This window comes from Bacillus sp. G402, from assembly GCF_051172515.1.
Taxonomy (GTDB): domain Bacteria; phylum Bacillota; class Bacilli; order Bacillales; family Bacillaceae; genus Bacillus; species Bacillus altitudinis.
In genome coordinates, this window is the sequence record NZ_JBPIZC010000001.1 from 847,596 (window position 1) to 862,384 (window position 14,789).

Here is a 14,789-nt window from a genome sequence, read left to right on the forward strand (position 1 = left end):
AGTTTAACTAATACCCAAAACAATTGTCAATCAATATCTTCGCATATAAAGCGCTTTCTTTAGCTGGACACAAAAAAGACAAACTCTTATACGTTGAGTTTGTCTTTTTTTCATTTATTTTGCTTTCGGCACGACTTTGAAAACTGACATTCTTTCTTCATCAATTTCTTCGTCTAAGATTTCCTGAATATCTGTTAATTGGATTTGCTCCAGTACTGGCACGACATCAAATAAGCTCATTTCTAAGAATGCGTATCGAGTGAATTGATTGGCGATGTACTCCGGGGAGTTCATCGCTTTTAAAAAGCTGCCAATTTTTTTCTTGCGAGCAAGTTCAATCTTTTCTTCTGTGATCAGGCTTTTTGCTTGAAGAAGCGTTTCTTTTAATTCATCTGCGAGTTGATCAGGGTCATTTGTGTCTCCGCCAACTGAAGTGAAGCCAAAACCGCCTTCTTCCGTATAATCGTAACTGAATGTCTCATCAATCAAGCCTTTTTCATACATACGCTCATATTGCAGAGAACTTTTACCAAACAATGTCTCTAAAATAAGATTCATGCCAAGCTCATGTTTGAGGAGCTGTTTTCCTTTTTTATGCGGGTTTTTCGTTTTCAAACCAAACATACATTTAGAACCTTGTACATTCATTTTCAGTTCGTATTCTTTTCGGTATACACGATCAGGTTCATTGATCTCTTTCCGCTGAATATCCGGCTGATCGGTAAATGGTTTTTTTGCCTGATTCGCTCTTACTTGGTCTAAAATTTGCGCCGGATCAACAGGACCCACTACAAAAAGAAGCATATTGCTTGGGTGATAGAACGTTTCGTAGCATTCATATAAATGGTCTTTCGTAATTGGCGCAATGCTTTCAACGGTTCCAGCAATATCAATTCTCACTGGGTGCTCTTGATAGAGGTTTTCGATCAGACCAAAGAATAAACGCCAATCTGGATTGTCATCATACATGTTGATTTCTTGACCAATGATGCCTTTTTCTTTTTCGACCGTTTTTTCAGTAAAATAAGGCTCTTGCACAAAATCAATGAGTGTTTCAAGATTCTGTTCGACATTGGCCGTGCTTGAAAATAAGTATGCCGTTCTCGTAAACGTCGTAAATGCGTTTGCGGCTGCTCCCTGTTTACTAAATGTATGAAACACATCACCATCTTCTTTTTCAAACAGCTTATGCTCTAAGAAATGGGCAATTCCATCAGGCACTCGGATCATGTCTTCTTTGCCAAGCGGCACAAATTCATTGTCAACAGAGCCATATTTTGTTGTGAAGGTTGCATATGTTTTGTTAAACCCTTGTTTTGGCAGCACATAGACGTCAAGTCCGCTGTCCATTTTTTCGTGATACACCGTCTCTTGCAGCTGATCGAATTGAATTGTTTTCACTGTCATGAAGCACCCTCCGTTCCTTTAAGAAAATAGGTCGTATCCCATTCGATTTTTTGACCCACTTTGATGATGTCCTCTTTTGTCACTCTGTCTAACGCATCTAAAAAGGAATCGAGGCTCTCCCCTGTTGGCACGACGGCATGCTGATATAAGTATTCCGCTGTTCCATAAGACGTATCAATGGTTTCGAGCAACTGGTTTTTGACGACAGCCTTTGTCTGTTCAATTGCTTCATCAGAAAAATCGCCTTTTTGCATGGCATCAAATTGTTCTTTGATGATGTCTACTGCCTGCTGATAGTTGCCGACTTCAATTCCTGACATGACCATCATCAAACCTTTAAAGCTCTCAAGTCTAGAGACAGCATAGTACGCAAGACTTGCTTTTTCCCGCACATTGATAAATAGCTTTGAATGCGAGAAGCCGCCGAATATGCCATTAAACAAATGCAGCGCCGGATAATCTTCATCCGCTATCGTTGTATGTGTGCGAAAGCCAATGTTCAGCTTTCCTTGTTTTACATCCTCTTCATCAATGACTTCTTTTGGCTCTATTTGTGATCTTGATGATTCGGTATTTTGTTTGACCGGCTCTCTTTCACTTGTTTTAAAGTATTGCGAGACCATTCGATTGATGTCTTGTTCATCAACGTCTCCCACAACATAGAGATCCAGCTGGTTGGACTGAAGTGCATGCTCGTATGCTTTAAAGAGCGCTTCTGACGTAATCGCTTCGACGTCTTCCATTTCACCATTGACGTGCAGTGCATATGGCTCACCTTTACACATTTCCTGCACAAGTCTTAAGTTTGAATAGCGCATTTTGTCATCATAAACGGCTTGAATGCGCTGTTTCAATGTTCGTTTTTCTTGCTCAACGTACAATTCATGAAATACCCCGTTTTCCACGTACGGGTGGAATAATAGTTCAGAAAGTAAGGCAATCCCTTTTTCTAGTAAAGGGGTTTGATCCTTTAAATATTTTTCATTCGCCATTTCTAGACGGAAGGTAATGATGTGATTTTCACCTTTTTTCGCCATGTCTGCGGAAACGGTCGCCCCATAGAGCTCGTCGAAATAAGCACGAAGCTCTCCCGTTTTCGGCATTTTTTCTGTTCCTCTTAATAGCACATGCGGGAAAAGAGAACGCATGGTGACGTCATCTTTGGATAAAGGCGCAAGCATTTTAAAAAGGATCGTCACGGTTTTAAATTTTTCTGTTTTGACAATATGAGTATGAAGACCAGGTGTATCAAATGTCTTCTCTTGTAAGTACGTCATGAGAAACCTCCTTTGTTCATCCTATTTATTATGTATTAGAACATAGCTGATATATACGTGAAACAGCCATTTAATAGTCATTATATCAATCAGAGGAAAGGATAGGAAATAAAAACGCCTCTGCTAAAAGCAGAGACGCAAGTTGTTATTTCATTCTAAACGGCCACCAATTCCATTTTCCAAAGATGCGAACCATGACCGGGATAAAGAGTGGTAGAACAACAAAAGCATATAATAAAAGTCCAATGAGTACGACCGTTGCAATTTCAACTAATGATAATACACCCGAGGGCAGCATCGCAGCAAAAGTACCCGCTAAAATAGCAACTGCTGAAATAATGACCGACCCCATATTTCTCATCGCTGATATCATGGATGCTTGAACATGCTCTCCCTTCCATTCATTAAAACGATCCATGAGGAAGATCGAATAATCAATGCCGAGGGTCACAAGGATCACAAAGCTGAAAAATGGAACAGCCCAGCTGACACCATCGTAGCCAAAGAATGTTTTGAAAATCCATTCTGTTAAGCCAATGGATGTAAAATACGTTAATATAAGTGACAGTGTTAAGTATATCGGCATGACGATTGACCTTAATAATATAACTAAAATAATAAAGATACCAATTAACATGAAAATAACCGTTCTGATAAAGTCACCGTCTGACGTTTCTTTTAAGTCAACATTTAAACTGGAGATACCAGATACACCGTAGTTGGCGTTTTTCAAACCACTTACAGGTAAGTATTGATCAAGGGTTTCCTCGATTTTTGCAACACCTTTCATTGCTTCATTGCTGTATGGATTTACGTTTAATATCACTTCAAAGGTTGTTAATTTACGATCTGGGGACATATACGTATTAAATATTTTCTTAAACTCATGGCGTTTCAGTACTTCTTCTGGTATAAACCAGCCCGTTACTTCTTCATCTGGTGCTTCCTGAAGCTGTTTTAAGTAGCTGTCCGCCTCGGTAAAGCCGCTTTTTACTTGCTCAAGTCCGGAAATACTTTCATCTAATCCATCTGTTAATAGTGATAGTTTAGATGATAGCTGGTTAAACCCTTTTTTCACGGCTTTTTGGCCATCTGTCAGCTGATCTGCGCCGTCTTCAATTTTAGGCATTTCTTTGATGAGCTGTTTTTGTCCTTTATTCGTTTCATCAAGACCATCATAAATTTGATCTAAACCTGTCATCAGCGCCTTTACTTGTTGTTTGATTTCTTTTTGCTTGTATGAGAACGTTTGAATGACTTGATCTGCTTTCTTGATCTTTTGTTTAAAGGCAGTTGCTTCCTCTTCATAGACGCTCATTTGCTCTCCAGCTTGATCGATCATTCCTTTTGTGTCTTTGAATACTTTTTTGATTTCTTTATATTCATTCATATCTTTGATTTCTGGAAGCCGGTTTTCAAGCCCTTCAAATGATACGTTTTCGTAGGATTGTTTCACTTTCTTAATCGTTGTCATCAGTTGCTCATTTGATGTTGCGTGACCTTCGAGTGTGCTTACGACTCGTTCAAGATCTTGAATCATGGTTTCACTTTTGCGATATTCTTGCTCTAATTCTTTTTTCGCTTGTTTGATTTCAGTGCGAATGGTTCCTACGCCCTCTTTACTGCGCCTCACACCATCCTCTAAAGAAATGAGTGATTTCCTCACTTCTCCGATCCCACCTTTGATGGCTTTTGTCCCATCAATCAATTGATCAATCCCTTTAGCGGATTCTTCAATTTTTGGTTTTTGTTTGAGAAGTGCTAAGTTTGTTTCGGTCAAGCCATCTGTAATTTTCCCGATGCCCTCATGACCTTTCCCAAGCTCTCCTCCCAGCTCTTTCGCTTGAGAGGTAACGTAGAGCTGACTTAACCCATCTCCAACTGGGCGAGTGACACTGCGAACCGCTTTTACTTCCTCAATGTCATTTAACTTACGGGTCAGTTTTTCAATCATGACAATCTTTTCTTGATTATCGAGCTCATTGTCACTTTCGACAAGCACATTCAGCGGCAGCGCTTCACCAAAGCCAAATTGCTCAGATATCGTATTAAATGCAGACACTGACTCATACTTTGTCCCAATCTCATTTAAACTATTATAAGAAAGAGTGCCGTCATACATCAGAATCGGAGGAACAGTGATGAGTGCAACTACACCTAAGCTGATGAGCGGTCTTTTAAATGAAAAGCGCCCAGCCCATTCCCAAATCTTACTTTGTGGATGACGAATGTTTTCTCTTTTAGACGGCCAAAAAAGGGATTTTCCGAAAACCGACATAAAAAAGGGAACGATTGTGACAAGTGCAATGAGCAGAATGCCAACGCCTACGGCAACGCTGACGGCTGATTGGTACAATTGGAATTTTGCGAAACCAATACTTGAGAAGCCGACTAACACAGCTAAGCCGCTGAAAAAGACCGTTTTCCCTGCACATTGATACGTGATGATAATCGATTCTTTGACATCACGCCCCTGACCAATCTCCTCTTTAAAACGGCTTAAAAGTAATATACAATAATCCGTTCCTATACCGAACATAATAGCTACCATAAAAATCTGAGTGAAATTAGACAGAGGAAATGGTGTATATTCTACGAGAAAAGCCACAATACACCGGCTGACAGCATAAGAAATGCCAATCGTAATAAGCGGGACAACAGGTGCCAGTATCGATCTGAATACAATTATTAAAATAAAGAAAATAAAAATCATCGTGATAAGTTCAGTTTTCTTCAGACCTTGTTGAGAGCTTTTAATGACATCTGAGTCCACAAATTTTTGACCTGTCATTTCATATGAAACGTTGTAGGGCTTTAAAACTTCCTCAATTCGTTCTTTAACCTTCACAGCTTTTGTTTCGTAGTGGTCGAATTTGAATGGAACAAGAAGTGTACTTTTATCCTTTGATAAAAGTTGTTTTTGAATGTCACGTTCTACATGAAAATACGAAGTAATTCCGTCAATGTGGAGTTCTGGGGCATGTGTCATGAGTGCAGCTAAAGCCTTTTTTAATTCCTGCTCTTTTGCAGGGAACAAATGTTGTTCGGAGAATACAATCACACCAGTATCTTTTTTCCCATTATGATCTGAAAGCTTATCCAATAAGTGAAGTGCCTCAGCTGTTGGTGTCCCCTCTGGAACCTTTAACTGCCCTTTTTCTCTTGTTAATTCCTCTAAATTGGGCGCAGTAATAAACAGAATCACAGCTGTTATCATCCACACCATTAATACAATCCATCTTGCTTTAATTATTTGCAACATAGCTGCTTCAAGCTCCTTCTAGTTCATCAATCAATTTGCTGTTTTTGAGCGTGTCTGAAGTGCTGACTTCGTCTCCTTCAACGTGCTAATGGCAGGATGACCTATTCAATTGTCCTTTCGTGTTGAAGAAACGCATATCCATCATCAGCCACGAGCTCAATTTCTGCCTTAAAACAAAGACAGAAAATGAATGTTTTTGAACACCTCCTATTTGGGATAATTTAAAAGATATTACTATACATTAGTTTAACTATCAAAATTTTACATGTCAATTTATAAAAAAGAAAAAAGATGGCAAAATACCGTCTTTTTTCTATGTTTAAACCGTTTTCAATTGTTCACTTTCATCCTTTTCATCTGGCTGGATAAAAAAGAGGACCAAAAATAATGAAATGAGACTACATATGGTCGATAGAATAAAAACGATGGCGTCTCCTTTATCCATCAGAAATGCGTAAATTGGAGGCCCTAAAGCAACACCGATAAACCGCATGCTGCTATAAAATGACGTAATGGTTCCGCACTGCTCTTTTTCAATCCCTTCTGTTATCAACGCATCCAGTGCTGGAAGCACAATGCCAATCCCTACGCCGCCAATACTTAAGCAGACAAACAACACGTAAAAACTGTGATTCCACCATAAAAATATATACGAAAGTGATAAAAGAGCCATACCAACGATGAGAAATATCCTCATTTTCCCCTTTTCTTTTCCGATTGTTTTCCCCGCAATGTACGAGCTGATTGATAAGAAAAGGAGCGGGATGCTTAGCAGCAAGCCTTTTTTGACACCCGTTATTTGATACGCTGCTTCTAGGTTATCTGATAAATAAAAGAGCACGCCAAAAAGAAGAAACATAATAAAACCGCCAATAGCAAAAATGGCATAAAGCCAGCGTCCTTCATGCTTAAAAATCGTCTTTGTTGATTTTAAAAACTCTTTAAATGTAGGCGGATCTTCCTCTTTCTTTGCGGATTCAACCATAAACAGTACCATCACAAAGCTGATGATTGAAAAGAATGGAATGAACCAAAACGGTACAAACCAAAACCAAGAAGCGAGAAGTGCCCCAATAATAGGACTTAGTACCTTTCCAGCTGTATTAGAAGTTTCAATGGCTCCAAGTCCCGCACTTACCTCTTCATCATCATGAAACAAATCGCCAATAAATGGCATAACGACAGGTGCCGCCCCAGCTGAACCAACACCTTGAAGGACCCTGCCAAATAAAATCCACATGTAGGGTTCTTTCATGATGGTTGAGGCAACAGCTGCCACAGCTCCTCCAAGTCCTGCGATTAAAAGGCACGGCAAAAGCACCTTTTTTCGCCCAATTCGGTCAGATAAATAACCGGCAATCGGAATACACAAAATCGCCACAACGGAGTATACCGTAATAATGAGTGACACTTGAAAGGAAGTGATTGAGAGTTTCTTTTCGATCTCTGGTAATACGGGGATTAGCATCGAGTTCCCAAGTGTCATGATTAGAGGCACTGATGATAATGCAATAATATTCTTTTTACTGACTGTTTTCTCGCCCAACATCATTCACCCAATTCTATATACTGTTACGTATTAGTGTGGCATGTTTCACGGGTTTTATGTATGGGCAAACAAAAAGCAACCGCCTATGGAAGCGACTGCTTTGTTAAAATCGTTTACGTATGACATGGAAGCTGAATTTATCCGCTCGAAAATAATTGAGCGAGTATAAGACCGGCTGATCATCTTGATCATAGTGCATTTGTTTCAGTAATAGTAACGCTGTTTCTGGGTCACATTCTAGTATCGGTGAAGCCTGATCGTGATAACCAATCGGTTCGATGTCTGCCACTGCATATTTAATTCCGGTGTGCGGTTCTCTGCCAAACAGCTCAAAAAGCGATTCTTCCTCATGAGTAAAAGAAGCGGGAAGATGTTTAACCGGAATTTTATCTAAACAATAGACGACTGGCTGTCCATCTGCTGTTCGAACGCGTTCCATTGAAAAAACCTTCTCGGATTCATCACACTGAAAACGAATGACATCATTCTCTGTCGGCTCCCCTTTTTGTGAGGACAAAAAGATCGTACCTGGCGTCATATTGACCTGTTCAATCATTTTTGTGACACTTGTCAGCTGTTCAATGCCAGTAGAAAAAAGCGGTCTTGAGTTGACGAAAGTCCCCACACCATGCCTTCTAATTAAATACTTCTCTTCTTCTAATATACGAAGGGCTTCACGAAGGGTCGCTCTGCTCACGCCTAAAAGCTTTGAGAGCTCAAACTCAGAAGGGAGCTTTTCTTTTTCGGCATATACACCTGTTTGAATATCTTCTTTAATACGGTCAATCACTTTCAAATATAAATGGCGATTGTCTGTTTTGGTCGACATGTTTTCCCTCCGTCTAATCAATGCAAATGATAAGATGAGAAATCTCTATTCCGAGATAAGATGAACATAACTATATCATGTTTTTGCAAATAAATAAATAGTCTGACTTCCAGTTAACATAATCAATATATCGTTAACTTCATGTTAGGAAAGCTCTCTTCGAATTATGAAGAGAGCTCGTCATGTTGTTCTTTTGAAAGGAGGACTTCTCTCGGTTTACTTCCTTCATATGGTCCGACAACCCCGCGCTCTTCCATTGCGTCAATAAGACGTGCAGCACGAGTATAACCGATGCGGAACCTCCTTTGTAGCATAGAAACAGAGGCCGTCTGCATACCAATGATCAGTTCAACTGCTTCATCATATAAGTCGTCGTCCACAGCCCCAAGCTGATCTTGCGTTTCTTCACTTGGGATCATTTCTTCTTGATATTGTGCTTTTTGCTGTGTGATGACATGATCAACGACATGTTCCACTTCTTCATCTGATAAAAAGGCACCTTGTACACGAACTGGTTTGTTCGCACCGACCGGTAAGAACAACATATCCCCTCTGCCCAACAATTTTTCTGCGCCTCCCATATCAAGAATGGTCCTTGAATCGGTTTGTGACGATACGCTAAATGCAATACGGGATGGAATATTGGCTTTAATGACACCAGTAATGACATCAACCGAAGGTCTCTGTGTGGCGATAATTAAATGAATTCCTGCAGCACGTGCCATTTGAGAAAGCCTTGTAATGGAATCTTCCACATCAGAGGAAGCAACCATCATTAAATCAGCAAGCTCGTCTACAATGACGACAATATAAGGGAGTTCTGGCTGCTTCGCCTCTTCTGATTGATTCATTCGTTTAATGTAATCATTGTACCCTTCAATATTTCTTGTGCCCGTATGAGAAAACAATTCATAACGGCGCTCCATTTCACTAACCACTTTTTTAAGTGCCTGTGAGGCTTTCTTAGGATCAGTCACAACTGGAGCCAACAGATGCGGGATGCCGTTATAAACATTTAATTCAACCATTTTCGGGTCAATCATCATCATCTTCACTTCATGAGGTTTTGCTCTCATGAGAATACTTGTGATAATGCCATTGATACATACGCTTTTTCCGCTTCCTGTCGAGCCAGCCACAAGTAAATGCGGCATTTTGTTCATTTCAGCCAGCACAGCTTCACCAGAAATATTTCGACCCAGTCCGATGAGTAGCTTGGCATTTGGGCGGTCATTTTGTTTCGATTCTAAAACCTCTTTTAAAGAAACCATTGCAATTTCTGCGTTGGGCACTTCAATTCCGATGGCGGATTTACCAGGAATCGGCGCTTCAATTCGAATGTCTTTTGCAGCTAATGCAAGGGCTAAATCATCACTCAAGTTGACGATCTTACTTACCTTCACGCCGACATCAGGGTATACTTCATATTTTGTGACGGCCGGCCCTAAATGAACTTGTGTCACTTTTGCTTTTACACCAAAACTTTGGAAGGTCTTTTCAAGTTTTCTTGCATTTTCATAAATATTCTTCTTATCTGTTTGCTGACCTGAATGCTGCGGCTCAGCTAAAATATCAAGAGATGGCAGCTCATAATCCTTATTTTCAAGCTCCGTAAACGTCATAGGCGGAGCTTCTTTCGGTTCGTCCCCTGTATCATGAGACGGAGTGCCTTGTACAGTTTCTTGAAGAGGATCTGGCTCATTGACCGGCTGATCTTTTTGAACTTGCGGTGTGAGCATGTCATCTCGATCAGCAAAACTAGAGATAATCGGCTGACGATTGTCAGAAGCTTGCTCTTCTTCCTCGATCAAGATATGATCATGATCTTCTTCGGTCTCTTCTTGCAACCGTGAACGTTTTTTCTTTTCACTTGTTTTCTGCGCAGGTGCATTCTTTTTCGCCTGCCTTATGCCTTTCATATCTTCAATAAATGCTTTCCACTGCTTCACCAAAAATTGTGATACAGGCAGCGTCACTTTTTTGACCATTTCTTGCAATGACCGGTTTGTGATCAGCACAATGCCGATCAGCATTAGCACAATGGCCATGATTTGCGACCCTGCTTGTGCAAACAAGAAATAGGAGGCCGCAAATAATACAGCACCGATCATACCGCCTCCTAAATCGGGCGAGCCTGTCTCACCTTTCATATCCATTAAGAATAACTCAAACGTATTTCTGATTACACTTTGAGAACCTATCACGCCTGCAGCTGAAAGATGCTGAAAAAGCTTCACATGGGACAAAAGCAAGATACTCGCAATGATGCAGTATAAACCTGCTTTTCTTCTTGTCAGTAAATCAGGAATTTGTTTTTTCCAAAAGATCGTCACACCAAAAAGAAATAATCCGATAAGGCAGAGAATAAACCATTCACCTGCAAAGAATCGGAATAGATGTACAAAGGTTTGTCCAACTACACCTAGCTGTAAAATGGCAATGATCGCTATGGCAATACAGACTAACCCATTTAGTTCATATTTCAGTTTTAGCTGTTTATTTTGTTTTTTTCTTGTTTTACGTTTTCTCTTTTTCGCCATACTCATCACCTTACTACAAAAGAAAATATAACCTACGAAAAGATCAGAAAGAAAGCAGCCTGATTTTGGCTGCATCTTGTTGTAAGTTTTCCCTTTATTATAGCATAGAATCATTCATATGAGTCGGTTTGATTGGTGCCTAAATGTAACTTCAATCGCTTACCTGGTGCAAGCTCCTGATTCAAAAAGTCCATTGGATTCGTACTCATTACTTGAACGATTTCCGCTTCATCTTCTTTCATTTCAACCATCACTGGCACACCCTGAATGTTTACCTGCTGAAGTTTGCGTTCTCCTTGTTCCTCAGCGTAAATGGCTTCATAAGGCATAGGTGTATATAAAATCATTGGATCAGCCCCTCGTTTTGTGCAGCCCGTTCGCCAATAAGCTCGTTCAGCTTTTTAATCGCTTGTCCAACGCCGCCGACTTCATGCATCAGTCCGTATTCAGCCGCCTCATGGCCAACGACATTTGTCCCGATGTCTCTTGTTAGATTGCCTTTAGAGAACATAAGCTCTTTAAATTTCTCTTCTGTAATGTTTGAGTGACTCGTGACAAAATTAATGACTCTTTCCTGCATTTTATCTAAGTATTCAAAGGTTTGCGGAACACCGATGACTAGACCGGTTAAGCGTACAGGGTGAATGGTCATCGTTGCTGTTTCGGCAATGTATGAATAATCACACGATACGGCGATTGGGACCCCAATAGAGTGGCCGCCGCCAAGCACAATGGATACAGTCGGTTTGGATAAAGAAGCGAGCATTTCCGCAATGGCTAGTCCTGCTTCTACATCGCCGCCCACTGTATTTAAAATGATTAGAAGTCCTTCAATTTTTGGGTTTTGTTCAACTGCTACGATTTGTGGAATGACATGTTCGTATTTGGTTGTTTTATTTTGTGGCGGCAGCTGCATGTGCCCTTCAATTTGTCCAATAATAGTCAGGCAATGTATGTTTGTATCTTGTGACAACTGCGGGACGGCTGTTTCACCAAGCTGTTGTATTTTGCTCATAATGCTATCTTTTTCTTCTGGTTTTCGCTCAGGCTGCTGTTCATTCTGTTCGTCCATTTGTCTCCATCCTTTCCTAAAAACTCTCCTCCTATTATGAACAAGATCGTCACATTCCATCCGCATTCATCATGTCACATCAAAAAAGCCCAAAGAACTTGTGCTCTTTGGACTTTTCTCATCACACTTCCATAATAATTGGAATGATCATTGGCTTACGTTTTGTTTTTTCATATAGGAATTGATTTAGTACATCGCGCATGGATTGTTTCAGTGTTGACCATTCAACAATTGAGTTTTCCGTTTGCTCTTTCACAATCCCTTTGACCATTTCTGTTGCTTTCACAATCAGCTCTTCGGATTCTCTTACATACACAAATCCTCTTGTGATGATCTCAGGTCCAGAAATTAATTGTTTCTTTTGTTTATCGAGCGTAATGACCACAATTAAGATGCCATCTTGAGACAATAGGCGTCTATCACGTAAGACAATATTCCCAATATCACCAACACCAAGACCGTCGATCAAAATGTTCCCTTGATGTACTTTTTCACCGATTTTGACGTTTTGACCTCTAAATTCCACAACATCCCCTTTATCAATTAAGAAAATGTCGCTTCGTTTCATGCCCACTTCTTCAGCAATACGAGAATGTGCTTTTTGCATGCGATATTCGCCGTTTACTGGAATTAAATACTTTGGCTTCAGTAAGTTCAGCATGAGCTTTAACTCTTCTTGACAGCCATGTCCAGATACATGCACACGTTTTTGAGCAAAAATCACTTGTGCTCCGCTTCTTGTAAGGAAATCCACTGTTTTTGAATAGGTGAGTTCTTGTCCCGGAAGAGGTGTAGACGCAATCACAACCGTGTCATCTTTTTCAATATGAAGCTGTTTGTGATTTTGTTTCGCCATTTTTGTTAAAGCAGCGAGAGGCTCACCGTGGCTTCCTGCTGTGAGAATGACCACACTGTTTTTCGCCATTTTTTTCACTTCTTGGACTGGAACAAATAATTCTTCGTCTGCTGTCACATAACCAAGTTTGATCGCAAGCTGAAGAGTTGTCATCATATTTTTCCCTGCTACTGCAAGCTTACGGCCATTTTGGTTTGTGGCATTAATGATTTGCTGTACACGATTAATATTTGATGAAGATACAGCCACAATCACACGGTTTTCAGCATTGTACATCGCATTTGAGATTTCGTCTTGGACGAGCGCCTCAGAAGGTGTATAGCCTGGTTTTTCAGCATTTGCACTGTCTGAAAGAAGTGCTAAAACGCCATTGTTTCCAATTTTCGCAATCTCTCCGATGTCACAGGCTTGGTTAAGCGCTGGGGTTTGATCAAATTTAAAATCACCTGTGCATACGATTGAACCAAGAGATGTTTTGAAGCTGATTCCGACTGAATCAGGAATACTGTGATTCGTTCTAAAGAACGATACCTTTGTTGTTTCAAATGTAATGACTGACTTTGCATGAACCTCTCGCAAATCAGCTTTTTGATTGAAGCCGTATTGCTTTAACTTTTCTCGAAGTAACGCAAGGGTCAGCTTCGTGCCGTAAACTGGTACAGACAATTTGCTTAAGCAATGGAATACGCCTCCGATTGCTTCATCATGTCCGTGGGTAAGAAAAATTGCTTTCACCCGATCAGCTCGTTCTGTTAAATAAGAGATATCAGGAATGACCACGTCAATGCCTAGCATTTCGTTTTCTGGATGCATGAGTCCTGCATCTACAACATATATGTCGGAATCAATCTCAATGACATATAAGTTTTTCCCGATTTCTCCAACGCCTCCCAGTGCAATAATTCTTACGTTCTCTGTATTTTTCTTTTTCAAAATTCTTATCCTCCTAGTCTCAAGCCCGTCCATCATCGCTTAATGCTATTATAACTGAATCTAATTTTAGAAAACAAGATGAAGTCACATTTTAAGAAAGTGTTTATGTATAAAAAACGGTCATACTCAGGGACATCTGAGAATGACCGCTTACGAATTTTTTTGTTTTGATCAGCTGTTTAATACGCTGCTTAAATTCAGTCTCTCTTCTTCTGATAAAGGTAAAAGCGGGAGTCGAACGGATCCGACATCTAATCCTTTCAGCTGAAGAGCTGTTTTGACAGGCGTTGGATTTGGCGCTGAGAACAGCTGGTTCATAATCGGCACCAGCTTTTGATGAATCAATGCCGCATTCGCTGTTTGTCCTGAAGCGTAGCTTTTTAGCATTTGCTGCATATCAAGGCCTACAATATGAGAAGCCACTGAGACGACTCCTTTTGCACCAACCGCAACCGCAGGAAGCGTTAGGCTATCGTCACCAGAATAAACGTCAAAATCTTCTGGTGTCTCTGCAATGATTTTTGTCATGGCATCTAGATCACCGCTTGCTTCTTTGATTGCGACAATGTTCGGTATTTGCGCAAGCTTAATCGTTGTTTCTGGTGCTAATGAAGCAACCGTTCTTCCTGGTACATTGTAAAGCATGACAGGAAGAGATGTAGACTCGGCAATTGCTTTAAAGTGTGCATACATGCCTTCCTGTGATGGCTTGTTGTAGTAAGGTACGACAAGCATCACTGCATCAACGCCCGCTTCTTCTGCTTTTTTCGTTAGTTTAATAGACGCATTTGTGTTATTACTGCCTGTTCCTGCAATGATTTTACAACGACCATTTGCTAATTTCACCGATTGCTGAAAAAGAGCGACTTTTTCTTCAGTCGATAAAGTTGGCGATTCGCCTGTTGTCCCTGCAACGACTAAAGAGTCACTGCCGTTTTTTAACAAGTAATCAATGAGAATTGATAGCTTTTGGAAATCAATGTTGCCCTTTTTATCAAAAGGTGTAATCATAGCTGTTGCGATATTTCCGAAATTCATTTTTTTCACCTCATCATGATTCAATC

Annotated in this window: 10 protein-coding genes; all 10 read right to left on the bottom strand. The window is 40.3% G+C overall.

The genetic code is table 11. From position 1 onward, the window contains the following. Positions 1-114: 114 nt before the first annotated feature. On the bottom strand, positions 115-1,407 hold the full coding sequence (gene yfmH, locus ACSBQP_RS04520; protein ID WP_017359055.1) for an EF-P 5-aminopentanol modification-associated protein YfmH: 1,293 nt from the start codon (positions 1,405-1,407) through the stop codon (positions 115-117). After that, the gene (gene yfmF, locus ACSBQP_RS04525) at positions 1,404-2,684 is read right to left on the bottom strand and encodes an EF-P 5-aminopentanol modification-associated protein YfmF (protein ID WP_008344702.1); all 1,281 of its coding nucleotides are present in this window, start codon (positions 2,682-2,684) and stop codon (positions 1,404-1,406) included. The genes yfmH and yfmF overlap by 4 nt, the downstream gene beginning before the upstream one ends. A 145-nt stretch (positions 2,685-2,829) precedes the next feature. Continuing rightward, positions 2,830-5,946, bottom strand: a complete 3,117-nt coding sequence (locus ACSBQP_RS04530) for an MMPL family transporter (protein WP_025207353.1) — start codon at positions 5,944-5,946, stop codon at positions 2,830-2,832. Between the two features lie 319 nt (positions 5,947-6,265). Further along, positions 6,266-7,495 carry an MFS transporter gene (locus ACSBQP_RS04535; RefSeq protein ID WP_227820623.1) on the bottom strand — a complete coding sequence of 410 codons (1,230 nt, stop codon included), beginning with the start codon at positions 7,493-7,495 and terminating at the stop codon, positions 6,266-6,268. Positions 7,496-7,598: 103 nt separating this feature from the next. Further along, a complete protein-coding gene (locus ACSBQP_RS04540) occupies positions 7,599-8,324 on the bottom strand; it encodes a GntR family transcriptional regulator (RefSeq protein ID WP_035392028.1) in 726 nt (241 codons plus the stop codon). Positions 8,325-8,488: 164 nt separating this feature from the next. Then, the gene (locus ACSBQP_RS04545) at positions 8,489-10,864 is read right to left on the bottom strand and encodes an FtsK/SpoIIIE family DNA translocase (protein WP_017359059.1); all 2,376 of its coding nucleotides are present in this window, start codon (positions 10,862-10,864) and stop codon (positions 8,489-8,491) included. A 110-nt stretch (positions 10,865-10,974) separates the two neighbouring features. Next, positions 10,975-11,211 (bottom strand): YlzJ-like family protein, encoded by a 237-nt coding sequence (locus ACSBQP_RS04550; protein ID WP_008344712.1) that lies wholly within the window; start codon positions 11,209-11,211, stop codon positions 10,975-10,977. Further along, positions 11,208-11,936 (bottom strand): ClpP family protease, encoded by a 729-nt coding sequence (locus ACSBQP_RS04555; protein ID WP_008344713.1) that lies wholly within the window; start codon positions 11,934-11,936, stop codon positions 11,208-11,210. The genes ACSBQP_RS04550 and ACSBQP_RS04555 overlap by 4 nt, the downstream gene beginning before the upstream one ends. A 121-nt stretch (positions 11,937-12,057) precedes the next feature. Then, positions 12,058-13,725, bottom strand: coding sequence for a ribonuclease J2 (gene rnjB, locus ACSBQP_RS04560; protein ID WP_008344715.1), 1,668 nt, complete (start codon positions 13,723-13,725; stop codon positions 12,058-12,060). Between the two features lie 171 nt (positions 13,726-13,896). Then, on the bottom strand, positions 13,897-14,763 hold the full coding sequence (gene dapA, locus ACSBQP_RS04565) for a 4-hydroxy-tetrahydrodipicolinate synthase (protein WP_008344717.1): 867 nt from the start codon (positions 14,761-14,763) through the stop codon (positions 13,897-13,899). Positions 14,764-14,789 lie beyond the last annotated feature (26 nt).

Bases quoted from the DNA above. Each gene is read 5' to 3' on its own strand.
- yfmF (WP_008344702.1), bottom strand. From the start codon at position 2,684: ATGACGTACTTACAAGAGAAGACATTTGATACACCTGGTCTTCATACT.
- ACSBQP_RS04545 (WP_017359059.1), bottom strand. From the start codon at position 10,864: ATGGCGAAAAAGAGAAAACGTAAAACAAGAAAAAAACAAAATAAACAG.
- dapA (WP_008344717.1), bottom strand. From the start codon at position 14,763: ATGAATTTCGGAAATATCGCAACAGCTATGATTACACCTTTTGATAAA.
- ACSBQP_RS04540 (WP_035392028.1), bottom strand. From the start codon at position 8,324: ATGTCGACCAAAACAGACAATCGCCATTTATATTTGAAAGTGATTGAC.
- yfmH (WP_017359055.1), bottom strand. From the start codon at position 1,407: ATGACAGTGAAAACAATTCAATTCGATCAGCTGCAAGAGACGGTGTAT.
- ACSBQP_RS04555 (WP_008344713.1), bottom strand. From the start codon at position 11,936: ATGGACGAACAGAATGAACAGCAGCCTGAGCGAAAACCAGAAGAAAAA.
- ACSBQP_RS04550 (WP_008344712.1), bottom strand. From the start codon at position 11,211: ATGATTTTATATACACCTATGCCTTATGAAGCCATTTACGCTGAGGAA.
- ACSBQP_RS04530 (WP_025207353.1), bottom strand. From the start codon at position 5,946: ATGTTGCAAATAATTAAAGCAAGATGGATTGTATTAATGGTGTGGATG.
- ACSBQP_RS04535 (WP_227820623.1), bottom strand. From the start codon at position 7,495: ATGTTGGGCGAGAAAACAGTCAGTAAAAAGAATATTATTGCATTATCA.